Below are 21,541 nucleotides of genomic sequence, written 5' to 3'. Positions count from 1 at the left end.
AAAATGGGAATAGCAGCAAACATTATAAATAAAATAACAAATTGGTTTAGAGGATCTCCAACAAAGGGAATGTCAGAAGAGGACTTTGCAGAATGGCTTGGAATTGGATACAGAAATAAGAGTGAATTGCGAGAGGTAACTTACTACACTTGCATGAAAATCTTATCGGAAACAATGGGGAAACTGCCAATTAAGGTTTATGAATGGCAAGGGAGCAAAGGAAAGGTTAGAGCAGATCCGGACGATACATCCAAACTACTAAATGAAAGACCGAATCCACATATGACACCATCTATATTCTTTGCAACAGTTGAGAACAATAGAAATCATTATGGGAATGGATATGTATGGATTCAACGAAGAATTTCCAGGAATGGAAGCGAAAACGTAGGCCTTTGGATTATGCAGTCAAATTGCGTGACACCGATCTATGATAACAAGGGAATATTTGCTGGAGAAGGCAAGATCTATTATCAATATACAGATCCGCTGGATGGAGAAATGTATGTATTTCCAGAAATGGATGTGCTGCACTTTAAAACGTCAATGACGTTAGATGGATTAACAGGAATCCCGGTACGAGATATGCTTGGAGATGTGGTAGAAGGGGCATCACAGAGCCAACAGTACATGTCGAATCTGTACAAAGGCGGAATGACTGCATCGATGGCACTACAGTATTCTGGAGAAATTGATGAATCAAGGATCAAATTATTGCAAAAGAAGTATGATAAGTATCTTTCAGGCCCGAAGAATGCCGGAAAGATTGTGCCAGTACCAGCAGGTATGCAGCTACAGCCATTAAATTACAAGCTGACAGATGCACAGTTCTTTGAACTGAAGAAATATACAGCGTTGCAAATTGCAGGAGCGTTCGGAGTCAAGCCGAATCAGATCAATGATTATGAAAAGTCGTCCTATGCAAACAGCGAAATGCAGCAGCTGTCATTCTTAGTTGATACTATGTTATTCCCTCTGAAACAGTACGAAGAGGAATTAACGTACAAATTGTACATAGGAACAGATAAAAGCTGTAAATTCAACGAAAAAGCGATCCTGAGGACAGACTCCAAGACACAGATGGAAATACTTGCTCAGGGAGTTCAAAACGGAATGCGTAAGGTAAATGAAGCACGAGAACTGTTAGATCTTCCAAGAGATCCGGATGGAGACGTGCTTCTTATGAATGGAAACTTTATTCCGGTCAAAATGGCAGGAGAACAATATAAGAAAGGAGAAACGAGTGCTTGAAAGAACTAAAATTTTATAACAAAGATCGTGACGGAAACACAAAAGTTTGTGGATCTATGACGATTAAGAACCAGACAGATTCCTCAGCGGATCTGTTTTTTTATGGGGATATTGTAAGCGAAACATGGCAGAGCGAATGGTATGAAGACGATATGGCACCGGGAGATGTAAAAAAATTCCTTGATCAGTTGGACGGAACTGAAAACATTAACATCCATATCAATTCTGGCGGTGGTTCCGTGTTTGGCGGTATTGCAATCTACAACATGCTACGCCGCAACAATGCACACAAGACAGTGTATGTTGATGGATTAGCAGCAAGCATCGCATCCGTCATTATGATGGCAGGAGATGAGATCGTAATGCCTAAAAATGCAACAGTTATGATCCATAAGCCATCGGCAAGCTATTTTTTTACAACAAAAAATGCGGATGATCTGCGAAAGGATGCAGAATCTCTGGATACTTGCCAGGAAGCGATAATGCAGACATACATGACAAAAGCCAAGGTAGACAAAGAAGAAATTGAACAAAAAGTAAATGATGAAACATGGTTAACCGGAGAAGAGGCAGCAGAGTTATTTGACATAAAAGTCGAAGAAGCAAACGATGCAGTCGCATGTGCCGGAAGCTCCATGTTTTTTTGTTACAAAAATGTCCCAACAAGCCTGACTGCGCAGGGTAAAAATGCCAAGAAAAAGGATGAGCAGAGGCCTTTAAGCAGACAGGATATAAAAGAAATTTTCAACGAATCTTTTAGCGAGTACCAGGCAAGGGAAAAAGAGAAAAAAGAACTATTAGAAAGCTTAAACAAGTATGGAGAAAGGAAACAGAATGGATAAGAGAGAAATTGCAGCAAAAATTACACAGAAGAAAGAAGAGATCAAGAATCTGATCTCCCAGGATAAGTTAGAAGATGCAAAGAATGCAAGAAAAGAAATGCAGGAGCTTCAGGAGAAGTATGATCTTCTTGATGAAATGGAAAAAGAAGAAGGAGATAGTGTAAAGAACCAGGCAGCAGCAGGAAAAGTAAACGAAATCAAAGGAAAGAAAAACGTAGTATCTGCACTTGTAAATGCATTAAGAGCTGGGTTTAAAAAGAAACCAGTTGCAAAGGAAGATATGGAAGTGCTGGATGCTATGAAAGAGGGATCTGACGAAGATGGAGGCTTAACAGTACCAGCGGATATCTCTACAACGATTAGAACACTAAGACGTTCCGAAGATGCCTTAGAAACGATCGTAAGGACAGAACGCACAACAAAGGTAAAAGGCAGCAGAGTGTACGAAGTGAATGCAGATTCAGTTCCATTCGATACAGTAGACGAAGAAAGCCAGTTTCCTGATGTTGCAACTCCAGTTTTAAAGAAAGTTGAGTATGTGATAAAAAAATTCGGTGGAATCTTAAAAGCTACATATGAACTGCTGGAGGATTCCGACGAAAATATTATTTCTTACCTGGAAAACTGGATTGCAAGAAAAGTAAAAGCAACAAGAAATGCACTAATCATTAAAAAATTGGATGAAATGACGGATGGTTTTGAAATTGAAGCAACATCTGTCGATGATCTGAAAAACATCTTTAACGTCGAATTAGATCCGGCATTAGTCGCAGGATCGAAAGTGTTAACAAACCAGAGTGGTTTTAACTGGTTAGACAAATTAAAAGACAAAGAAGGAAATTACATCTTACAGAAAGATGTAACAAATCCGTCCAAAAGATTATTATTCGGCACATATCCGGTTGCAGTTATGTCTAATAAGACGATCAAAAATGGAGCTACTGGAAAGGTGCCGATTTATTGCGGAAACTTTGAAGAAGCGATCACACTGTTTGACAGAGAAAAGCTTACAATCGGAATTTCTACAGAAGCAGGAGATTTATGGAGTAAAGACCAGACTGGAATTAAAGTACGTGAACGATTAGACTGCCAGATCGTCGATGATATGGCGGTATATAAAGCAGAAATTCCGGCAGATCAGATCTCAGAACCAACAAAAAAATACAGAAGATCAGAACTGGAAGCAATGACTGTAGACGAAATTAAACAGCTTGCAACAACTAAGAGCTACACAATTACAAAGACAAAGAAAGATGAGATCATTGAAGAGTTTATCACAGCTCAGAAAGGATGATAAATGGATGCTGATGTACGTTCACAGCTTCTTGAAGAAGCAAGCGAGTATCTGAAAGTTGAAGAAGATGATGTAGTATTCAATCTTGCGTTCGATGCAGCATGTGAAACAGTGGCGGCAGCAGTTGGAAAGTTTGATGAAAACAGTGCAAGGATGAAACTTGCACTGTTTTTGATCATGCAGCAATTGTATGATAACCGATCTATCCTGGAAACAAAGAATAACGAGAAAATTTCGTGTATTGCAAGAACGATCTTATTGCAGTTACAATTGGAAAATTATTCGGAGGATGAAGATGATTAACATCGGAGACATGAATAAAAAAATAGAGATCTATGGTTTTGGATGGGATAAGGATGAACTTGGACAAAAAATCAGAAAAGAAAAGTTAATTGCCAGAGTATGGGCAAAAGTTCGCCTGATCCGATCTTCCGAATCAATCAAGCTTCTGAAAAACGAAGCAACGGAAGAAATGCAATTTACGATCAGATATCGAAAAGGAATTGATAAAAACATGAAAATTCGATACAAGGATCAAATGTATGGAATTGATTCGGTAGAAAATGAAAACGAAGCGGATAGATTTCTGATACTGCATGCGGAGGCTGTAGAAGATGAAAATAAGAGCGAAAACAACATTTGTAGGTACATTTAACATGAAAAAAGATGAGATCAAAGAATGTGACGATCGAAGAGTCGTAAATGATCTGAAAAAACTTGGATTAGTAGAAGATGTACCAGAAGAAAAAGAATCGGTGTCCGATTCGGACACAATGGAGCAAAAAAACGATGTCAGATGAAATTGATTTTGAATTCGACACTGCTACGTTCGATGAATTACGAGAGAGTCTGGAGAAAGTAGCAAAGAGGTATCCGGATTATGCAGAAAAAGAACTAAAAAAAGAAGGAAGAGAATTCAGCAAGGCTGTAAGAAAAGAAGCTTTATCCGCTACAGATAAACACACAGGAAATCTTACAAAAGGATTCCGACTAGGACCAGTAAAGCATATCAATGGTGTAATCCTGGAAGAATTTATGGCAGAGGGAAGAAAAAATCCGCACTGGCATCTGGTTGAAAATGGTCATGAGATCATAACGCCATTTAAAAAGAATGGGAAAAAACTCAAAAATGGTGGTAAATGTGTTGGCTTTGTCCCAGGAAAAAGAATTGTATCAGCAGTTCTGAAAAACTGGGGCGGAAAGCACGAAGAACGACTAAGAAGAGTCTTACAAAGAGTAAAGGATGATGCAGGACTATGATCACGATTGATGACATGAAAAAAGCGGTCGTAGCCGCATTAAATGAGAACTTTGATTATCCATGTTACGAATTTGGAGTCGTAGAACAAATGGAATATCCGTGTTTCTTTGTACGAATCACGGAAAATGGAGAGCTATACACGAAAAACAGGTATCAACAGCGTTACGCTGTAGAAATTGTTCTTATGCATGAAAGAGGCGAGTATGGACAGGAAATCAAAGTATTGAAAGATATTGAAAAAATAAAGCAAATCTTTTTATTTGCGATGCAGACGGAAAAGAAAAAGGTTCCGATCATGAATTTTGGAATGGAATACACCGGAGAACGTGGAAATGTTCCACGGATCACATTTGATTCAGAATTCCTGGACGACTTATACAAGCCATCGGATGCACCGCTAATGAAAGAATTAGAAATGAAGGAGGACCTAAACAATGGGAATGCCAAGCATTAACATTATATTCAGAGAACTTGCAAAGACATTTGAACAGAGAAATGACAACGGAATTGTTGCTTTAGTCCTTGCAAATAATTCTGGAATGAATCCGAAAGAATACAGACCGGGAGATGATCTGGATGCTTCGATTGCAAAAGATGCAAAAATACAAATCCAGTTTGCAATGGAAGGTGGAAGAGAAAAGCCGCAGAAAGTAATCTGCTTTTTTGGACAGTCTGAATATGCAGATCTTGATACGATCCTGGATGAACTAGACAATGTAAAATTCGATTATCTTACATTCGGATCAGCATTACAGGAAGATCAGAAAGCAAAAGTAACGAAATGGATCAAAGAAAAAAGAGAATCAGGAAAGAAAGTAAAGGCAGTTCTTGCAAATACAACAGCGAACGATGAAGGAATTATCAACTACACGACTGAAAGTGTGACGATTAGTGGAGAAGAATATGATGCTGACAAGTTTTGCTCAAGGATTGCAGGAATCCTTGCAGGAACACCGCTTACAATGAGCTGCACGTACACAGTTCTGGAAGATGCAGAAAGCTGTACAAAATTATCCAAAAAAGAAATGGATGAAAAGATTGATGCAGGGGAGTTTATTGTGTTTAGGGATGGTGATTACATCCGTGTTGCAAGGGGCATCAATTCATTAACAACTGTATCAGATACAAAAACAGATGATTTTAAAAAAATAAAGATGATTGATGTGATGGATCACGTTTCGACCGATCTTACAGATACGATCAAAAACAACTGGTTAGGGCAGTATCCGAATAATTATGACAACAAATGCTTACTATTAGCGAATTGCCAAGAATATTTGGATGGACTTGTATCAAGAACAATTTTATCAAGTGCGTCAATCGAAATTGACATCGAAGGAAACAAGAAATACCTAGAGAGCAAAAACGAAGACACTGTGAACATGACAGAAGATCAGATCAAAAAAGCACTTACCGGGGAAAATGTTTTCTTAAGTTCACAGATGGGAATTCTTGACGCAATGGAAAACTTTAATATAGACATTGTAGTTTAGGAGGTACAAATGAAGACATTTGAAGATAATGACGTAATCAACGGCTCATGGGGAGAAGTATGGGTCGATAATGATTATATGGCACAAGCAACAGCACTGGAAGCAACAATCAAATTTACAAAAACAGACGTACCGCAGACAGGAAGATTGAATTCAGGAAAAAAAGTAACAGGTATCGAAGGAAGCGGAACGCTGAAATTAAATCACGCTTCATCTTATTTCAAAAAAAGAATTCTGACAGATATCAAAAATGGAAAAAACACACCATGCACGATTATTTCGAACTTAGATGATCCGACAGTGAATGGAAATGAGCGAGTTAAATTGACGAATTGTACGTTCGACGAAGTGAAACTTGTTGACTGGGAAGCAAACAAGTTAGGAGAAGAAAGTATTCCATTTACATTTACAACAGCCGAAATGCTGGATACAATCGACGATTAGAAGGAGAAAAAGAATGAATTTAATTGATAAATTATTAAGCGTAGACAAAGAAGAACTGACAAAAGAATGTACAAAAACATATCACAGTAAGAACATGGAACGACTGACTGGAGATGGAGAGATTACGCTGCGAAAAGTCAAAGAAAGAAAGCTGAGAGAACGTGCATTAAATACATTGGACAAGAAAGGAAACTTACTCCTGGTAAATGCACATGATTCAGATCTCCTTGTATTGATGGACGGAGTAAAAGAACCAAACCTAAAAGATGAAAGACTTTTAGAACATTTTGGAGCAGCAACACCAAAAGACTTAGCTGAATTATTGTTTGATGGAGAGATACAGGAGATCTCAGATGCAATCAATAATTTTTACAAGGACCAGGAAGACGAAGCAACAGAGAATGATGTAAAAAACTAATCTATGAAGACGGAGAAATCAACACAATGTATTGGTTATTTCGTCTTCATAATATTTTACCAAGAGATTTTACAGAAATGAGCAGTCATGAACAAATGATCATGGCTGCTTTTGTACATCAAGAGATTGAGGACATTAGGAAGGAGAATGAACAACTAAATGGCAAATAGATTTGTAGATGCAACGTTGCGTTTAGTGGATAAGTTCTCCTCTCCGCTTTCCAAAGCAACCGCAGAAATGCAAGCGAAGGGAAGACAGATCCAGAAAACGGCAAATAGCATCAAAAGAACTGGAAAAAACTTAGAATCCGTAGGGACATCGTTGGAAAAAAAGGTAACGGTGCCGATTATCGGAATCATGGCCGCTTCTGGAAAAATGGCGGACACATTTGAAAAGGATATGGGGCAGGTAAACACACTGCTCGATAATCATAATCACTTGAAAAGCTATAAAAACATGGCAATCAAGACATCAAATGAAACAGGCATAGCACTGCATACGATATCCGAAGGAGTTTACCAGATGATTTCCAGTATTGGAGACTCTGGAACAAAAACACAAAAGATTTTCAATGTTGCGGCAAAAGCTGCAAAGGGTGGCGGATCATCTGTACAGGAATCCGTGGCACTGATCAGCTCTGCTATGAAGGGGTATGACAGTGTAAATGTAAAAACAGCACAAAGCATCTCAGACATGGCTTTTCAGACTCAGAAATTAGGGGTCACAACCTATAAAGAATTAGCGGCATCGATGCAACCGCTATTCCCGTTGGGAAAATCATTAAATGTGTCATACCAAGAACTCTTTGGATCTATGGCAACCTTGACAGGTGTTACTGGCAATACTGCGGAAGTTACAACACAGATGAAAGGGTTGTTCACAGGTTTGTTAAAACCAACAGAATCCATGAGCAAACTGATGCAGAAATACGGCTATGAAAATGGTCAGGCTATGATAAAAGCAGAAGGAATGCAGGGAGTGCTGAAAATCTTGCAGAAAGAAACAGGTGGGCAGTCAAATAAGATGGCTCAGCTTTTTAGCAATTCAAGAGCATTAACCGCAGCGTTGGCACTGACTGGAAGCCAGTATGAAACGTTCAAAGAGAAGACTGCAAAGATGGGGAAAGCTCAGGGATCAACGGAAAAAGCTTTACAAGATATGCAGACATCTATGAGTAAGCTTCGAAAAACAATCAATGTTGTAAAAAATTCATTAACTGTATTTGGAAGTGCAGTATTACAGGTAGTAGTACGGCCAGCAACAAAGGCAGCGAACAAGCTCAGCGAGTTGACAGATAGATTTTCGAAGTTGTCTCCAGAAACGCAGAAATTTATTGTGAAAGTAGCATTGATTGTAGCGGCAGTTGGTCCGGCGATCGTGATTATCGCGAAACTAACACAAGGAGTTGGTGCGCTGTATTGGAATGTCGGAAGAATGATAAAAACTGTCCAAGGGGCAGAAAGTTTTGCTTCTTTAATTACTCCGGGTGGAAAAATTGTTTTGATCTTGACAGGAATTGCAATTGCTGCGGTTTTGGTTTACAAAAATTGGAATAAAATTACGGCAGCAGCAAAAAATATGCAAAAAACGGCAGTCACAGCATTGAATGCAGCAGGCGTTGATACGAAAAAACTAGGATCAACTGTAAAGAGCATTGCTAAGACAGCTAGTTCAGCATTTGGAACGATAGGAAAAGGAGCAGGAAAGATTATAAGTGGCTTAAGACCAGTAGCAACATTTCTTTCTGGAGCATTTAAAAAAGCATTTACTATCGTTTTATCATTTGTAGTAGCAAGATACTCAGGATGGCTAAAATCGACGATTGATGTTGTACATGGAGTCACAACAGCATTTAAAGGAATTATAGAATTTATTTCAGGCGTATTTACTGGAAACTGGAAAAAGGCGTGGAATGGAGTAAAAAATATATTCAAGGGAGCGTTTGAAGCACTTGTTGGCATTGCAAAAGCTCCACTTAATACAGTGATTGGACTTGTGAATACAGCGATCAGTGGATTAAATAAAGTTAGCGTAAAAATTCCATCATGGGTGCCTGGAAAATATGGTGGAAAACAATACGGTATCAATATTCCTAAGATTCCAATGCTAGCAAAAGGAACAAATAACTGGAGCGGTGGAATTGCGCAGATCAATGAGAAAGGTGGAGAAATTGTAGATCTTCCAAGAGGAAGCAGAGTTTATCCACACGACGATTCTGTCAGAATGGCACGGAATGAAGGAAAGAAAGTCTACAAGATAGAAAAACTTGCGGACACAATCATCGTAAGAGAAGAAGCTGACATTGATAAAATTGCTGAAAGAATTGCAGACAAACTAGAAGCAGTACCAGCATAAGGAGAACGTTATGGAAATATGGTTAAACAATGGAAATGACAAGATCCGGTTCCCGGTATTGCCATCAAGTTTCAAAATCGGAACGTCACAAAACAACACGTCAGAAAATGTGCATAGAAAAGGAGAAATAAATCTGTTAGGCGAAAGGAACTTAGAAACAGTAGAGCTAAGTTCCTTTTTTCCAGCTCAGGAATATGATTTTTGTCAGTACAAAGGATTTAATACAAATCCATATACGTACATCAATAAGATAAAGGACTGGAAACAGAACAAGATCACTCCGACACTTGTGATAACTGGAAGAGCCGATTTTAACAAGTATGTATCTATAGAATCTTTGGAGTATGGAGAAGAAGATGGATCAGGAGATGCAGCATTTACAATCAGTTTAAAAGAGTACATCACAATATCTTATTCAGAAACAAAGAAAAAAACATCGGGAGGGAAAAAAGTAAAAAAGAAATCTGGAAAGAAAAGAAACTCAAAGAGTAAAAAGACTATAAAATATACCGTTCGATCTGGAGATACATTAAAAAAGATTGCCAAGAGCAAAACAGGAAAATCTGCCAACGCTTCGAAGATCTATGCAAAGAATAAAAGCGTGATCGAAAAAGCGGCAAAAAAACATGGTAGAAGAAGCAGTAGTAAAGGAAGATATATTTATCAGGGAACGAAGTTGGTGATAACGGTATGAAAATTACATGGAAAGGAAATGACATATCTGATCTGGTTAATACAGTAACGTGGTCAGGAAGTGCTTATTCATCTGCACGATCCTTAGAATTTGCTCTTCTAAATCCAGCAGGAGATCCGAATGTAAAAACGCCAAACATAAAAACAGGCGATCTTATTTGTTTTTATGATAGTTCCAAGAAAAAGTTTCATGGAAAAGTTACAAAAAGAGAACGAAAAGGCGAAGCAGGTACAATAAGCTATACAGCGTACGATTATTTATTGTATCTGACCAGGAGCAAAGGAACGTACAAATTCAAGAAAAAAACGCCTGAACAGATCACAAGACTGATTTGCAAAGATCTGAAAATTAAAGTAAAAAACATTGCAAAAACAAAAGTAAAAATTAAGAAAATGCTTTTTACAGATAAAGAATATTACAACATGATTCTTGCAGCGTATACAAAAGCCCGAAAAAAAACAGGAACAAACTACCAGATCTTAATGGAAGGTGATCAATTATCAGTGATCAAAAAAGGAAAAATGTTAGATGTTACGCTAAATCAAAGCGAAGGCATAACAGAATCAAGTTATGAAGAAACAACTGATAACATGATCAACAAGGTTGCAATTTACAACTCCAAGAACAAAAAAATCGGTACAGTATCTAATAAAAACTGGATCAGCACATATGGAACATTTCAGGATTCTTTATCTGTTGAAAAAGGAAATGGAAAAAAAGAAGCAAAGAATACATTAACAGGATTAGAAAAAACAGCATCTCTAACAGCAATTGGAGATATAAGGTGTATCTCTGGTTATGGAATCAAAATTCACGATGTAGATTCTGGACTTGACGGAAATTTTTGGATTGAAAATGATTCACACACTTTTGAAAATGGAATCCATACAATGACGCTAGAACTGGCGTTTAAAAATATCATGGAAACAGAAAGTGATGATACCGAATCAAGTTCAAGTTCTGGAACTGTAAGTACAGGCATATTAAACGGAAGAAAAGTGAAAGCCTTATTTACAGCATATTATCCGGCATCAAATAAAATGGAGGGTGGACATTATGATTGTAAAGGAAAGAAGCTTGATCCAAGTAAATATACATGTGCTGCACCTGGTTCTGTGAAATATGGAACGCAAATACAAGTGCTTGGAACAAAAACGAGCAGAGATAAAAAAGTTCATAAGGTTAATGATCGTGGTGGCGCAATAAAAATTGTAAATGGCGTGTATCACTTTGACTTGCTCATGAAAACAAAAGCTCAGTGCAACAGATTTGGAAAACGAACAGGATATGCGATCATAGGAAATGGAACAGGATTCAAACAAAAGAAAGTTGATACCAAGCAAGCAGATAAAGTAATATCAAAAGCCAAAAAATACATAGGAAAAGTAAACTATGTATTTGGAGCATCGTCACCTGATTTGGGAAAAAGTGATTGTTCAGGTTTTACGTCATTTGTATTTCGAAAGGCGACAGGGAAGCAGATAGGAAGAAGTGCAAACGTTCAGGCGACAAGAGGAAGTAAGGTACAGAAAAAAGATCTGAGAAAAGGAGATCTTGTAATCTTCCAGGGAACATACAAAGCAGGACCATCGCATGTTGGCATTTACATCGGATCTAATAAATTTATTCATTGTTCTAATGCTGGAGTAAGAATAAGTAGCTTACAAAATGGTTACTATGCAAAACATTGGATGCAGGGAAGGAGAATCTTGTAATGAACGCATATGAAAGAATGTTAGAAGTTATGAGAAAACAAGGAAAAAAAGATAATCCGGCATCAATTGAAATTGCTTATGTCTCAGATGGACAAGTAATCCATCATGGACAGAAATTGGACAAAGATGATTATTTAATTACAGAAGGATTATCTCTGAAAAATGGAGATAAAGTTCTGATCGTACAGATAAACGATGAAGAATATGTAGTTATATGCAAGGTGGTGAGTGCGTAATGTTTCCGTTTGAGAAAGATACAGAAGAATTAGAAGAGGAAGAAGAAATTGAATATTATCCGAAAGAATATGATATTGATTTCTCTTCTGGAAAACTAAATGGGAAAATAGCAGAAGGAGCAAGAGCGTTAGCTGTATGGGCGTATTTTACAATTAAAATTGAAAGATATCGTTTTGTGCAGTATTCGTGGGAATACGGATCAGAAATCAATGATTTGATAGGATATACGCATTCTGATGAATATGTAAAAAGCGAGATAAATCGACTCATAACAGAATGCTTGGAACCGAATGCCTATATCACAGGCATAACAGATCTTGAAGTAGACAGAAGCAAAGAAACAATGAATATAAAATTCAGATTGCTAACAGAGTATGGAGATGAGGAGATGAATATAGATGTATGAAGATATGACAATGGATGTGATCATGGAAGAAATGATGGAAGAAATGCCAGATGGATTGGATACATCTGAGGGATCACTAATTTATCACTCATGTGCAAAACACGGAGCAAGACTGGAAGAAGTATATACAGAATTGTCGGCACTTGTTGATAATCAGTACAGCGACACTGCTGATCTGGATCATTTGGTAAGATTCGGACAAGAAAAAGGTGTGTACATAGAAGAAGCAACACCAGCACAATTTGAAGGTGTATTTAATGCAACTGTACCGATTGGAACGGAATTCAGCGGAGATGATTACAACTACATTGTAACAGATGTGATCAATGAAGAAGAACATAAGTATAGACTGGAATGTGAAGATGCAGGAACAGAACCAAATGGATGGACCGGAGATCTTATGTGCCTGGACGACATCGACGAGTTAGAAGATGCACAGTTGACGAAATTATTGGTTCCAGGAACAGACGAAGAAGATGAAGAATCTTACAGGATGCGAATAGAAGATTCTTTTGGAATTAAACCGTTTGCAGGAAACAAAGCATACTACAAAGAAGAAGTAGAAGCGATCGATGGAGTTGGTGGAGAAAAGACATACAGGAGAAAAGGCAGCAGTATATCAACTGTTATCATATCAGATGAATACAGAAAAGCATCGAAGGAGCTGATAGATTCAGTACAGACGCAAGTAGATCCGGTACAAAATCATGGAGAAGGAATTGGAATTGCTCCGATAGGTCATGATGTGATCATATCAACCGTAAATGAGTATACAGTAAATGTATCAGCAGTAGCGACTTACGATACTGGATACTCAGCAGAAGGTTTGAAAACGCAGATTGAAGATGCGATCGAAGAATATATGTTATCACTGCGAAAAACATGGGTTGATACAACTTCGATTATTGTGAGAAGGGCAGCAATAGAAAACGCGATATACAATATTGACGGAATTACAGACGTAACAAACGTACTCATAAATGGCGGTACTGAAAACATTACGTTGCAAGAAAATGTAATACCAATAAAGGGGGCGGTGTCATGCAGTTAGAAATCCCGGCAGCAATAGAAAACATAGATGAAATCATGGCAATTTATGCAGCAGAAGAAAAGGTTGGGCAACGCCTGGAAAAAGAAATAAGGGATAGAGATCTTGATACTTGTATTCGCACAGCAACCGAATACGGAATATCGAGACGAGAAAAAATCCTAAAAATACAGCCGCAGGATACAGATAGCCTGGAAGATCGAAGATTTAGAGTGCTAATAAAATGGTACGACGATTATCCATATACATACAACGATCTCTTAAATCGCTTAAATAATCTACTGGGCAATGGAAATTATACACTGGTAGTATTGCCAGAAGAAATGGAACTAAAATGCCTGGTTGAACTGACCAGAAAACAAATGTATGCAGATTTTGAAAAGTTAATGGATGAAATTGTTCCGATGAACATGACGATGGATATAGGACTGCGATACAACCAGCACGAAACACTACATGCATTTACACACGATTATTTGAAAAAATATACACATGAACAGGTTAGAAATACTGTTCTGAAAGGAGAATAAAGATGGCAACAAAGACAATGAACTACGGATTAACAAAACCGGACGGAGCAGATTTCTACGATGTCGATGTGCAGAATGATAACATGGATATTATTGATAAGCAGATGAAAGCAAATGCGAATGATATTGCGCAGCTAAATTCTGACTTAAAAGATGCACTTGTAACTCAATATGCCGAATTGAATGGTACTGGAAACAACTATTTTTATGTTGATCGTAAACAAGGTTATCGCTTGAGTTCTGCGATATTGCATGTATATGATACTGGTTATATACGTGTTGAAGCAATATCTCAGGAAGTTAACAATGAGAATTGTTATGTGTTATGGACAAATAATAGTTATCCACAAAACAAAAAAATTGGCTGTGATCTTGTATGGATCAAAGAAAACTTCCTATGGAATTAAAATATTTTAATTTGACTTATAGCATATAACTTCACAAGGACATCCTTGATATGCAGAAGGGATTTCTATCAAATATAATTCTTTTCCATACAATGCCATGCCTAATACGTTATAACGCCATTGATCATACTTTTTCACTCTTATAGCTACTGGCACCATGTTATCGGGCCAATTGGCATGAATGATACCTTCTGAGTTATTAGGTGTGGTCATATTGCCTAAAAACTGTATTATGCTTTTTGTATCAGAATTTAGCTGCGGAAGTCTACGAATCCTCCGCAGCGGAAAAGAGTATAATGCACACATAACACACAAAGGAGAATGTATTATGCGTGACAGAATTATAAGCAATGTTTTGATTAAAATGGGCAATAGAATCAAGAAAAAAGAGCTAGATTATCTTGAAAATGTGCTGGTAGAAGAGTTCCGAGATGTACAGATTAAGAAAGAATCGACGGAATTGACGGAATACAATGACAGTTTAAAGAAGCTAAAAGATACGTTCCTTGCAACGCTGATTGTAGAAAATAAATCCAACAGAACGATTGAACAGTATAATTTACATCTAACACAGTTTGTAGATTATTTCACTGGAAAAGAAGCAAAAGACATAGATGCAACCGATATTAGGGGATTTTTATATGCGTATAAGCAAAGCAGAGGCATATCGAATTTATCATTAAACAATAAGCAATCAGCGATATCCTCGTTTTTTAGTTGGCTGGCTGATGAGGAGTACATTGACAAAGATCCAACTCGAAAAATTAAGAAAATCAAAGTAACAAAGAAAAAGAAGAAGGCGTTTACAGCTGATGAAATGGAACGTATGCGTATAGCATGTAAGGATATTCGTGATCGGGCGTTGATAGAGATGTTAGCATCCACAGGTTGTCGTGTCTCAGAACTAAGCAGTATAAAGCTAAACGATATAGATTTTATTCGAAAGAAAGTGCGGATCATTGGTAAAGGAGATAAAGAGCGAACGGTGTTTATATCAGATCAGGCAATGATTTATCTGAATAGATATTTAGAAGCCAGACAAGATAATAACATTTCACTTTTTGTTTCTAAGAGGCATCCATATGATCAATTAAGAAAAGACGGAATCGAGCGAATTGTAAGAGATTTAGGAAAATCATGTAATGTATATGCACATCCGCATAAATTCCGACGGACGTTATGTACGCAATTGATTAAGCGAGGCATGCCGCTTCAGGATGTTGCGATTTTGTTAGGTCATGCAGACATTAATATGACTGCCGGTACATACTATGATGCTTCGGACGATATGATTGAATATGAATATATTCGTTATGCAGCTTAAAGAATAATAATCAATCTAATATATAAACTATTAAATCTGCTTAAAAGGGAAGGAGATTTTATTTTTATGCAAAAAATTAAATTTAGAAGCAGATCTCCATGTATTTGTTTAGAAAATATGAAAAATTAAATATCAATAGCACAACTAAATTCTGAAAGAGCATTTTTATCAAAAGTATTTTCTGGAACAAGCAACAAAATGATTTACTGGCAAAGATGTCAGTCTGAAATTGCAAAAGCATTAGGCATGCAAATATCAGACATAAATAACGAAAAGTTATATATAGCAGCTTGCAACGGTGATTGGAATGCGTATCAAGGTCTGGTAACAGGTGCTGCTTTACAATGGGATAATACAAATTTAAATATAAACATAGGATTATCCAGTGATACAAACGGTGTTGTTAGGATTAATTTTATGATTTATCGTAAATTAAATTAATCTATATCATATACTATGGAGGTATATACACATGTTGAGTACACTGTAGGAAAATATATTGTTATATCACCATTTGTGTCAATTTTAACAGCACCAATATTATTAAAATTAACATCATCATCGGTATAGCAAGCCGATCCGCATTTTATTTTAGGTCTAAAACCTTCTGGAACAAAAAAACAAGTTGTAATCCCAACACTAGGAGAATTGCAATGGAAATATCCATTTATATATACTTTTCCATTATGTTTATAACTGTTTCCGGTGAATGCATATTTTGAATCTATGCTAGTAATTGTAAATTCTATTCTGTTATTTAAGTCAGAATTTAGTTGTGCTATTGAGTAAAAACAGAGAAAAAGGAGAAAAAGATATGGCTATAAAAACAGTACAAGCGACTATTAACGGTCAAACGTATACGTTAACACTTAACAGTACAAGTGGAAAGTATGAAGCTACGGTAACAGCTCCGTCTAAGAGCTCGTACAATCAATCCGGACATTATTACGGAGTAACAGTAAAAGCAACCGACGTTGCAGGAAACATAACAACAAAAGATGCAGCAGATGCAACTCTTGGAAAATCTTTACGTTTACAAGTAAAAGAAAAAGTTGCACCTATTATTGCGATAACAGCACCGACAGTTGGAACATACTTAACGAATAATAAACCAACGATTACCTGGAAGGTAACAGATGCAGATTCAGGAGTTAATCCGGCAACAATTGGAATTACGATTGATAGTGGAACAAAAATAACAGGAGATTCAATTGCCAAAACGGCAATCACCGAAGGATATCAGTGTACATATACACCGACAACAGCATTATCTGATGGTAGTCACACAATCAAACTTGATGCAAGTGATTATGATGGAAATGCAGCAGCTACAAGCTCAATGTCATTTAAGGTAGATACAGTTCCACCTGCATTAACATTGTCCAGCCCAACGGACAAACTTGTTACAAATCAGTCTGCATGCACAGTAAAAGGTACAACCAACGATGCAACCTCAAGTCCTGTAACAGTTACAGTTAAGCTTAATTCTGGAGCAGCAGAAGCAGTCACAGTTGGAAGCGATGGAAGTTTCAACAAGGCTCTTACTCTTGCAGAAGGTACAAACACAATTATAGTTGTCGCAAAAGATGGTGCTGGTAAGACAACTACAGTAACACGTACCGTTACGTTAAATACAGTGGCACCTACGATTAAGAGCGTAACGATTACACCAAATCCAGTAGATTGTGGAAAAACATTCGTGATCAGTGTAGAAGTTACAAACTAGGAGATGAGTATGGTCAAAAGAGTATTCGGAAAGGTCGATGGCATAGAAGTGAATTATGATCATAGCAAAGGGGACTGGTGGAATGTACCAGTCCCACTTGATATAGATGGAGAATATGTGATCGAAGTAATAGCAGAGGACGAAGCAGGGAACCAAAGCTTTATAACAAGATTATTATATACTGTAAAAGGTGAAAACATTTGCGTGCATCAGTTGCCACTTTCCGGATACTTGTTTGAAAAAGTTGAAAGGAAAATATGCTTCAATAGGATGTACCCAAAATGTAAGGAGGTACAAAGATGATAACTTTCATATTAGGAGAGGACAGACATGTAAAGTATTTTGTTCATTCAATAGGTCAATATGATTATTTTGTGATAAAGGATGCAAAATTTTCGTTGTTGCATAATGGCAAGCAAGAGGCAGCAGGCGTTTGTACAATCGAAAAAGACGAAGAGAAAAATGGTTATTATGTTGATGCAAAAATACAACCAGTGCAAAAAAGCAGGATGTACACCTTAGAAATAGAATTAAAAATTGCAGATGAAATTATAAAAAACAGGGAGAAGATGGAGGTAATTTAATGATAAAAATTGAAAAAGTTGAATTGTCTCCAAATCCCGTTGTTGTAAATGGAAAAGTAAAGATTTCTGTAACGATTGTTACGCATAATTACTTAAACAAAAATTATACACACAAACAGTTAGCGACTTATACACATAAACAGTTGAAAGACAGAGGAACAACATGATAAGAATTAGAGAAAGACCAGGAATGGTCTTATTTTTATGCAAAAATTAAATTTTCTTTAAGGAAAGGAAAGTGAGGTCATGAAGAAAAATATGGAACAGGCAAATTATGTTAAAGCAATCATAACGGGAATATTGGCATTCTTATCGTCTTTGTTAGGAATATTAGCAATTCCATGCGGACTAATGGTATCAAGCAATCTGGTTGATTATGGAACTGGATTGATCGCAAGCAAATTTAGAAACCAGGATATAAATTCTTATAGATCTATTCGTGGAATATTTAAAAAAATTGCAATGTGGTTGCTTGTCGTAGTTGGTGCGATCGTCGATGAAATGATTAAGTATTCAACTGCACAAATAGGAATTGACATAAAGGTTCAGTTTTTGATTGCAAGCATTGTGGCGATCTGGATTACATGTAATGAGGTGATATCAATTTTGGAGAACATCCAAGATATCGGTGTTCCAATTCCAGGATTTTTAAAACCATTAGTGAAAAATATTAGATCACAGGTAGAGCACCAGACGGATATTCTGGAAAATGATGAGGAGGAAGAATAAATGGCAAAAGCAAGCACAATTCTTAAAAAAGCAAAAAGCTACATTGGAACAAAAGAAAACCCAGCAAACAGCAATAATGTAAAATTTAACACAGATTACTATGGGCACAGTGTAAAAGGGAGTTCTTATCCTTGGTGCTGCGCATTTGTATGGGATATCTTTAGGATGTGTAATGCATCCGATCTGTTCTTCGGGGGCAAAAAAACAGCATATTGTCCGGATGTAGAGAATTATTACAAAAAACATGATCGCTGGCACTCAACTGGACAGGCAGGCGATCTCTGCTTGATGGATTTTGGAAAAGGAAGAGCGAGTCATATTGGAATTGTGGAAAAAGCAAACAAGGATGGAACATATACGACAATTGAAGGAAATACATCTAAGAGTAGCGATGATAACGGCGGTGCAGTAATGAGAAGAACAAGAAGCAAGAGTGTAATCCGCGGATTTGCAAGACCAGCGTATGATCCAGAGAAATATACAACAGTAAAGAAGACGTCCGATAAAGGTGCGATTAAATGGATGCAGAAAAAATTGAACGAATTAACACCAGGAACAAATATCGAAGTAGATGGTATTTGGGAAAAAATGACGACTGCACAGCTTAAGAGATATTGGAAACGATTAGGATGGAGCACAGCAGGATCTTACTGTGGCAAGAAGACATGCAAAGCATTGTACGCAAACAGAAAAAAATAATGAAACCAGGGAGAAATCCCTGGTCTTTTTTTATGCAAAAAAATAATGAAAATTTAGGAAAAACATTGACATATGGTGCACCATATGTTATTATATATACATAAGGAGGTGAGAAGCAGATGAGCAAGAAAAAGAAAAAGCGAAAACTTAAAGAAGCGGTTCTCGTATTCAGCATCATTCAAAGTGTGGTAACTACGATATGCATGATATACGAAGCATTCTTTAAGTAATCGCAAGGCGGTGGGTAAATCCCACTACCCACTGCCTATTTTAAATCATCTGTGAAAAAATGTCTATGGTTAAAGTAATAACAATATCAACCTGGATAACATTTATGTGCTTGTGTTATTTGGCAGTCAAAAATGGATTAGATTTGTTTACAGGTATAGCATTGATTACCAATATTGTAAGTAATGTAATAAATATGATATATCTTTTAAAAGAAAAGGAGTGATAGCGTGCCAGTAGGAAAACCAACACCACAAACAATAGCAACAAAAAAATATGAGAAAAAAGCTGGTTGGATGTCAAAATCTTATAAATTAAAAAGAGAAGTAGTAGAAGAATTTGCGAGAGCTTGTGAAGAAGAAGGCGTCAGCCAGGCAAGCCAGTTAACAAAGATGATGAAAGAGTTTGTTGAAAAGCGAAAATAGTCAGGGATTTCCTGGCTATTTTTCTTAATACGCACTTACAGTAAGGTCATCCATTCCGGACAAGACACCTTCTTCCCATCACAATACTGAGTAAGGATCGGCTGTCTCACATTTGGACGAGACAGATAATCTGCAAAAATCTCATCAACGATCGTATTAATAGAATTATAAGTTGTTTTTCCAGGAATGAATTTATGATCATAAGCTGTAGAAGATGTGATCGTAAAATCATGCCCTTTATTTCTATACCATTCTGTATACACACGATTCAAAGTAAATGACATGATCGCAAGAATATTTGCTTCAAGCGTTGCCCTTGGCCAAGTGGAATAAATCTCACAGGCAGCAACATTTTTGATGTAATCTTTGTAGCGGACATAATAATTTTGCGCAGTTTTATCACCGACAGGACCATCATGAACAATAATATATTCAGGGATCACAACCCTGCTTAAAACAATCTCACCACTTTCGTTGACTGGCTTGATCTCAGATTCCGCAATCTTGGGAGGATAATTACCCCATAAGGTATGCGGACCGATCACGATCGGGTGTTCTTCTGTTGGAGTGTGGGTTTCTTCAGGAATCATGGAAACAGGCTGCAGGCCTTCCACACCAGAAAGAATCTGTGCACCTGAGATCGTGACAGGTTTATATTCATCAGAATGTATTTTTAGATTATATTCAGAATAAGGCTGATTTTCACTCGGAGACATGCTGTATTCCACGGGAGGAGCAGGGAGGTCAACGACAGGTGTCTGCCCATTTTCATCAGTAGATACAGTCTCAAGAACAGAATCAGGATCACCAGTATAAGAAATCTCGATCGTAGCGTTAGGGATCGGGACGGCTCTTTGTCCTGAAGTTACCTGTATTTTTAACTGTCCATGATCGACAAGATTGTTAGTTTGTATTTCTGGCATAAAAATATCCTCGGAAGATCTTTTACTCTCACTATATGAGAAAATATGATATAATGTGCACAAGTAGTGTAAAAATGTATGCCAAAGAAATAAAGGAGGCCACTATGCAGAAAGATTTTATATATGAGAATTATCTAAAAATGCCAGATGATCTTGAATTTGAGCAGGCGATGAAGGTTTATGAAGAACTGTTAGAAGAGAATCTTGAAGAAGATGAGATCTATGACAAGTTATGGGATCATGCACTTCATTGTATGATCGATTATGGAAGCCTCCGCGCACATTGGAAGATCACACCGAAGACAGACAGAAGCAATGATGACAGGACAGTGATGCACGATAGCGTGATCCATTCTTTAGATGAATTGGCAGCATATACAAAAGAGCATGGCAAAGAAGCAAAATGGAGAGAAGAACTTGGATATCAAAGAAAAAGAATCGGAGATTTTGCATGTTATGTTTCTTTGATCTATGGAGTATTTGCAAGGTAAAATATGATGAGAATGTC

31 protein-coding genes are annotated in these 21,541 nt (G+C 37.1%); 30 read left to right on the top strand and 1 reads right to left on the bottom strand.

Features of this window, described 5'->3' with window-relative positions; genetic code table 11:
• The first annotated feature begins 3 nt into the window (after nucleotides 1-3).
• The 29 genes from QUE18_RS11315 (at nucleotide 4) to QUE18_RS11175 (ending at nucleotide 20,110) form a co-directional block, all read left to right on the top strand.
• On the top strand, nucleotides 4-1,251 hold the full coding sequence (locus QUE18_RS11315; protein ID WP_040344398.1) for a phage portal protein: 1,248 nt from the start codon (nucleotides 4-6) through the stop codon (nucleotides 1,249-1,251).
• The gene (locus QUE18_RS11310) at nucleotides 1,248-2,093 is read left to right on the top strand and encodes a head maturation protease, ClpP-related (protein ID WP_009204056.1); all 846 of its coding nucleotides are present in this window, start codon (nucleotides 1,248-1,250) and stop codon (nucleotides 2,091-2,093) included. The genes QUE18_RS11315 and QUE18_RS11310 overlap by 4 nt, the downstream gene beginning before the upstream one ends.
• Entirely contained in the window at nucleotides 2,086-3,387 is a 1,302-nt protein-coding gene (locus tag QUE18_RS11305) for a phage major capsid protein (RefSeq protein ID WP_242852735.1), read from the top strand. The genes QUE18_RS11310 and QUE18_RS11305 overlap by 8 nt, the downstream gene beginning before the upstream one ends.
• Before the next feature lie 3 nt (nucleotides 3,388-3,390).
• Nucleotides 3,391-3,690, top strand: coding sequence for a head-tail connector protein (locus QUE18_RS11300; protein ID WP_009204058.1), 300 nt, complete (start codon nucleotides 3,391-3,393; stop codon nucleotides 3,688-3,690).
• Nucleotides 3,683-4,042: a phage head closure protein gene (locus tag QUE18_RS11295; RefSeq protein ID WP_145983801.1), complete on the top strand. Its 360-nt coding sequence runs from the start codon at nucleotides 3,683-3,685 to the stop codon at nucleotides 4,040-4,042. Before QUE18_RS11300 ends, QUE18_RS11295 begins: the two co-directional genes overlap by 8 nt.
• Nucleotides 4,002-4,187 carry a hypothetical protein gene (locus QUE18_RS11290; protein WP_040344399.1) on the top strand — a complete coding sequence of 62 codons (186 nt, stop codon included), beginning with the start codon at nucleotides 4,002-4,004 and terminating at the stop codon, nucleotides 4,185-4,187. Before QUE18_RS11295 ends, QUE18_RS11290 begins: the two co-directional genes overlap by 41 nt.
• Nucleotides 4,177-4,647 carry an HK97 gp10 family phage protein gene (locus tag QUE18_RS11285; RefSeq protein WP_009204061.1) on the top strand — a complete coding sequence of 157 codons (471 nt, stop codon included), beginning with the start codon at nucleotides 4,177-4,179 and terminating at the stop codon, nucleotides 4,645-4,647. Before QUE18_RS11290 ends, QUE18_RS11285 begins: the two co-directional genes overlap by 11 nt.
• Nucleotides 4,644-5,102 (top strand): phage tail terminator family protein, encoded by a 459-nt coding sequence (locus tag QUE18_RS11280; protein ID WP_009204062.1) that lies wholly within the window; start codon nucleotides 4,644-4,646, stop codon nucleotides 5,100-5,102. Before QUE18_RS11285 ends, QUE18_RS11280 begins: the two co-directional genes overlap by 4 nt.
• Entirely contained in the window at nucleotides 5,083-6,141 is a 1,059-nt protein-coding gene (locus QUE18_RS11275) for a phage tail sheath subtilisin-like domain-containing protein (RefSeq protein ID WP_009204063.1), read from the top strand. Before QUE18_RS11280 ends, QUE18_RS11275 begins: the two co-directional genes overlap by 20 nt.
• Before the next feature lie 9 nt (nucleotides 6,142-6,150).
• Nucleotides 6,151-6,585: a phage tail tube protein gene (locus QUE18_RS11270; protein ID WP_009204064.1), complete on the top strand. Its 435-nt coding sequence runs from the start codon at nucleotides 6,151-6,153 to the stop codon at nucleotides 6,583-6,585.
• Nucleotides 6,586-6,598: 13 nt separating this feature from the next.
• Nucleotides 6,599-7,003, top strand: a complete 405-nt coding sequence (locus tag QUE18_RS11265) for a phage tail assembly chaperone (RefSeq protein WP_009204065.1) — start codon at nucleotides 6,599-6,601, stop codon at nucleotides 7,001-7,003.
• Between the two features lie 26 nt (nucleotides 7,004-7,029).
• Nucleotides 7,030-7,173, top strand: coding sequence for a hypothetical protein (locus tag QUE18_RS11260; protein WP_009204066.1), 144 nt, complete (start codon nucleotides 7,030-7,032; stop codon nucleotides 7,171-7,173).
• Entirely contained in the window at nucleotides 7,163-9,358 is a 2,196-nt protein-coding gene (locus tag QUE18_RS11255; protein WP_009204067.1) for a phage tail tape measure protein, read from the top strand. The genes QUE18_RS11260 and QUE18_RS11255 overlap by 11 nt, the downstream gene beginning before the upstream one ends.
• Nucleotides 9,359-9,368: 10 nt before the next feature.
• A complete protein-coding gene (locus QUE18_RS11250; RefSeq protein ID WP_009204068.1) occupies nucleotides 9,369-10,052 on the top strand; it encodes a LysM peptidoglycan-binding domain-containing protein in 684 nt (227 codons plus the stop codon).
• Nucleotides 10,049-11,767, top strand: a complete 1,719-nt coding sequence (locus tag QUE18_RS11245) for an XkdQ/YqbQ family protein (protein WP_009204069.1) — start codon at nucleotides 10,049-10,051, stop codon at nucleotides 11,765-11,767. The genes QUE18_RS11250 and QUE18_RS11245 overlap by 4 nt, the downstream gene beginning before the upstream one ends.
• On the top strand, nucleotides 11,767-12,003 hold the full coding sequence (locus tag QUE18_RS11240) for a hypothetical protein (protein ID WP_009204070.1): 237 nt from the start codon (nucleotides 11,767-11,769) through the stop codon (nucleotides 12,001-12,003). The genes QUE18_RS11245 and QUE18_RS11240 overlap by 1 nt, the downstream gene beginning before the upstream one ends.
• Nucleotides 12,003-12,410, top strand: a complete 408-nt coding sequence (locus QUE18_RS11235; protein WP_009204071.1) for a DUF2634 domain-containing protein — start codon at nucleotides 12,003-12,005, stop codon at nucleotides 12,408-12,410. The genes QUE18_RS11240 and QUE18_RS11235 overlap by 1 nt, the downstream gene beginning before the upstream one ends.
• Nucleotides 12,403-13,461: a baseplate J/gp47 family protein gene (locus QUE18_RS11230; protein ID WP_009204072.1), complete on the top strand. Its 1,059-nt coding sequence runs from the start codon at nucleotides 12,403-12,405 to the stop codon at nucleotides 13,459-13,461. Before QUE18_RS11235 ends, QUE18_RS11230 begins: the two co-directional genes overlap by 8 nt.
• Nucleotides 13,452-13,988 (top strand): putative phage tail protein, encoded by a 537-nt coding sequence (locus QUE18_RS11225; RefSeq protein ID WP_009204073.1) that lies wholly within the window; start codon nucleotides 13,452-13,454, stop codon nucleotides 13,986-13,988. The genes QUE18_RS11230 and QUE18_RS11225 overlap by 10 nt, the downstream gene beginning before the upstream one ends.
• A gap of 2 nt (nucleotides 13,989-13,990) precedes the next feature.
• On the top strand, nucleotides 13,991-14,395 hold the full coding sequence (locus QUE18_RS11220; RefSeq protein ID WP_286257658.1) for a hypothetical protein: 405 nt from the start codon (nucleotides 13,991-13,993) through the stop codon (nucleotides 14,393-14,395).
• Nucleotides 14,396-14,723: 328 nt separating this feature from the next.
• Nucleotides 14,724-15,719, top strand: a complete 996-nt coding sequence (locus QUE18_RS11215; protein ID WP_286257655.1) for a tyrosine-type recombinase/integrase — start codon at nucleotides 14,724-14,726, stop codon at nucleotides 15,717-15,719.
• 198 nt (nucleotides 15,720-15,917) lie between these two features.
• Nucleotides 15,918-16,160 carry a hypothetical protein gene (locus QUE18_RS11210; protein WP_008393607.1) on the top strand — a complete coding sequence of 81 codons (243 nt, stop codon included), beginning with the start codon at nucleotides 15,918-15,920 and terminating at the stop codon, nucleotides 16,158-16,160.
• A 373-nt stretch (nucleotides 16,161-16,533) separates the two neighbouring features.
• Nucleotides 16,534-17,445 carry an Ig-like domain-containing protein gene (locus QUE18_RS11205; RefSeq protein ID WP_040344618.1) on the top strand — a complete coding sequence of 304 codons (912 nt, stop codon included), beginning with the start codon at nucleotides 16,534-16,536 and terminating at the stop codon, nucleotides 17,443-17,445.
• 9 nt (nucleotides 17,446-17,454) lie between these two features.
• Nucleotides 17,455-17,748, top strand: coding sequence for an Ig-like domain repeat protein (locus QUE18_RS11200; RefSeq protein WP_009204617.1), 294 nt, complete (start codon nucleotides 17,455-17,457; stop codon nucleotides 17,746-17,748).
• Entirely contained in the window at nucleotides 17,745-18,029 is a 285-nt protein-coding gene (locus QUE18_RS11195) for a hypothetical protein (RefSeq protein ID WP_009204618.1), read from the top strand. The genes QUE18_RS11200 and QUE18_RS11195 overlap by 4 nt, the downstream gene beginning before the upstream one ends.
• Nucleotides 18,029-18,196 (top strand): hypothetical protein, encoded by a 168-nt coding sequence (locus tag QUE18_RS11190; RefSeq protein ID WP_009204619.1) that lies wholly within the window; start codon nucleotides 18,029-18,031, stop codon nucleotides 18,194-18,196. The genes QUE18_RS11195 and QUE18_RS11190 overlap by 1 nt, the downstream gene beginning before the upstream one ends.
• A gap of 79 nt (nucleotides 18,197-18,275) precedes the next feature.
• A complete protein-coding gene (locus QUE18_RS11185) occupies nucleotides 18,276-18,758 on the top strand; it encodes a phage holin family protein (RefSeq protein ID WP_009204620.1) in 483 nt (160 codons plus the stop codon).
• Complete coding sequence (locus QUE18_RS11180) at nucleotides 18,759-19,457, top strand: CHAP domain-containing protein (RefSeq protein WP_009204621.1); 699 nt, start codon at nucleotides 18,759-18,761, stop codon at nucleotides 19,455-19,457.
• Nucleotides 19,458-19,915: 458 nt separating this feature from the next.
• On the top strand, nucleotides 19,916-20,110 hold the full coding sequence (locus QUE18_RS11175) for a hypothetical protein (protein WP_009204623.1): 195 nt from the start codon (nucleotides 19,916-19,918) through the stop codon (nucleotides 20,108-20,110).
• A gap of 35 nt (nucleotides 20,111-20,145) precedes the next feature.
• Here the strand turns inward: QUE18_RS11175 and QUE18_RS11170 are convergent, their stop codons facing one another.
• Nucleotides 20,146-21,033: a hypothetical protein gene (locus QUE18_RS11170; protein WP_009204624.1), complete on the bottom strand. Its 888-nt coding sequence runs from the start codon at nucleotides 21,031-21,033 to the stop codon at nucleotides 20,146-20,148.
• Between the two features lie 104 nt (nucleotides 21,034-21,137).
• Between QUE18_RS11170 and QUE18_RS11165 the strand changes: the two genes are divergently transcribed.
• Nucleotides 21,138-21,524 carry a hypothetical protein gene (locus QUE18_RS11165; RefSeq protein WP_226799404.1) on the top strand — a complete coding sequence of 129 codons (387 nt, stop codon included), beginning with the start codon at nucleotides 21,138-21,140 and terminating at the stop codon, nucleotides 21,522-21,524.
• Nucleotides 21,525-21,541: the final 17 nt, after the last annotated feature.

Origin of the sequence: Anaerostipes hadrus ATCC 29173 = JCM 17467 (genome assembly GCF_030296915.1) — a bacterium.
Classification (GTDB): Bacteria; Bacillota; Clostridia; order Lachnospirales; family Lachnospiraceae; genus Anaerostipes; species Anaerostipes hadrus.
Note: the sequence above shows the minus strand (reverse complement) of the source record. Positions and strands in the feature narration are given on the sequence as shown.

What these genes read in the sequence shown, in the direction of transcription:
- QUE18_RS11315 (WP_040344398.1), top strand. Translation starts at nt 4, where the DNA reads ATGGGAATAGCAGCAAACATTATAAATAAAATAACAAATTGGTTTAGA.
- QUE18_RS11305 (WP_242852735.1), top strand. Translation starts at nt 2,086, where the DNA reads ATGGATAAGAGAGAAATTGCAGCAAAAATTACACAGAAGAAAGAAGAG.
- QUE18_RS11300 (WP_009204058.1), top strand. Translation starts at nt 3,391, where the DNA reads ATGGATGCTGATGTACGTTCACAGCTTCTTGAAGAAGCAAGCGAGTAT.
- QUE18_RS11295 (WP_145983801.1), top strand. Translation starts at nt 3,683, where the DNA reads ATGATTAACATCGGAGACATGAATAAAAAAATAGAGATCTATGGTTTT.
- QUE18_RS11290 (WP_040344399.1), top strand. Translation starts at nt 4,002, where the DNA reads ATGAAAATAAGAGCGAAAACAACATTTGTAGGTACATTTAACATGAAA.
- QUE18_RS11285 (WP_009204061.1), top strand. Translation starts at nt 4,177, where the DNA reads ATGTCAGATGAAATTGATTTTGAATTCGACACTGCTACGTTCGATGAA.
- QUE18_RS11280 (WP_009204062.1), top strand. Translation starts at nt 4,644, where the DNA reads ATGATCACGATTGATGACATGAAAAAAGCGGTCGTAGCCGCATTAAAT.
- QUE18_RS11275 (WP_009204063.1), top strand. Translation starts at nt 5,083, where the DNA reads ATGGGAATGCCAAGCATTAACATTATATTCAGAGAACTTGCAAAGACA.
- QUE18_RS11270 (WP_009204064.1), top strand. Translation starts at nt 6,151, where the DNA reads ATGAAGACATTTGAAGATAATGACGTAATCAACGGCTCATGGGGAGAA.
- QUE18_RS11265 (WP_009204065.1), top strand. Translation starts at nt 6,599, where the DNA reads ATGAATTTAATTGATAAATTATTAAGCGTAGACAAAGAAGAACTGACA.
- QUE18_RS11260 (WP_009204066.1), top strand. Translation starts at nt 7,030, where the DNA reads ATGTATTGGTTATTTCGTCTTCATAATATTTTACCAAGAGATTTTACA.
- QUE18_RS11255 (WP_009204067.1), top strand. Translation starts at nt 7,163, where the DNA reads ATGGCAAATAGATTTGTAGATGCAACGTTGCGTTTAGTGGATAAGTTC.
- QUE18_RS11250 (WP_009204068.1), top strand. Translation starts at nt 9,369, where the DNA reads ATGGAAATATGGTTAAACAATGGAAATGACAAGATCCGGTTCCCGGTA.
- QUE18_RS11245 (WP_009204069.1), top strand. Translation starts at nt 10,049, where the DNA reads ATGAAAATTACATGGAAAGGAAATGACATATCTGATCTGGTTAATACA.
- QUE18_RS11240 (WP_009204070.1), top strand. Translation starts at nt 11,767, where the DNA reads ATGAACGCATATGAAAGAATGTTAGAAGTTATGAGAAAACAAGGAAAA.
- QUE18_RS11235 (WP_009204071.1), top strand. Translation starts at nt 12,003, where the DNA reads ATGTTTCCGTTTGAGAAAGATACAGAAGAATTAGAAGAGGAAGAAGAA.
- QUE18_RS11230 (WP_009204072.1), top strand. Translation starts at nt 12,403, where the DNA reads ATGTATGAAGATATGACAATGGATGTGATCATGGAAGAAATGATGGAA.
- QUE18_RS11225 (WP_009204073.1), top strand. Translation starts at nt 13,452, where the DNA reads ATGCAGTTAGAAATCCCGGCAGCAATAGAAAACATAGATGAAATCATG.
- QUE18_RS11220 (WP_286257658.1), top strand. Translation starts at nt 13,991, where the DNA reads ATGGCAACAAAGACAATGAACTACGGATTAACAAAACCGGACGGAGCA.
- QUE18_RS11215 (WP_286257655.1), top strand. Translation starts at nt 14,724, where the DNA reads ATGCGTGACAGAATTATAAGCAATGTTTTGATTAAAATGGGCAATAGA.
- QUE18_RS11210 (WP_008393607.1), top strand. Translation starts at nt 15,918, where the DNA reads ATGATTTACTGGCAAAGATGTCAGTCTGAAATTGCAAAAGCATTAGGC.
- QUE18_RS11205 (WP_040344618.1), top strand. Translation starts at nt 16,534, where the DNA reads ATGGCTATAAAAACAGTACAAGCGACTATTAACGGTCAAACGTATACG.
- QUE18_RS11200 (WP_009204617.1), top strand. Translation starts at nt 17,455, where the DNA reads ATGGTCAAAAGAGTATTCGGAAAGGTCGATGGCATAGAAGTGAATTAT.
- QUE18_RS11195 (WP_009204618.1), top strand. Translation starts at nt 17,745, where the DNA reads ATGATAACTTTCATATTAGGAGAGGACAGACATGTAAAGTATTTTGTT.
- QUE18_RS11190 (WP_009204619.1), top strand. Translation starts at nt 18,029, where the DNA reads ATGATAAAAATTGAAAAAGTTGAATTGTCTCCAAATCCCGTTGTTGTA.
- QUE18_RS11185 (WP_009204620.1), top strand. Translation starts at nt 18,276, where the DNA reads ATGAAGAAAAATATGGAACAGGCAAATTATGTTAAAGCAATCATAACG.
- QUE18_RS11180 (WP_009204621.1), top strand. Translation starts at nt 18,759, where the DNA reads ATGGCAAAAGCAAGCACAATTCTTAAAAAAGCAAAAAGCTACATTGGA.
- QUE18_RS11170 (WP_009204624.1), bottom strand. Translation starts at nt 21,033, where the DNA reads ATGCCAGAAATACAAACTAACAATCTTGTCGATCATGGACAGTTAAAA.
- QUE18_RS11165 (WP_226799404.1), top strand. Translation starts at nt 21,138, where the DNA reads ATGCAGAAAGATTTTATATATGAGAATTATCTAAAAATGCCAGATGAT.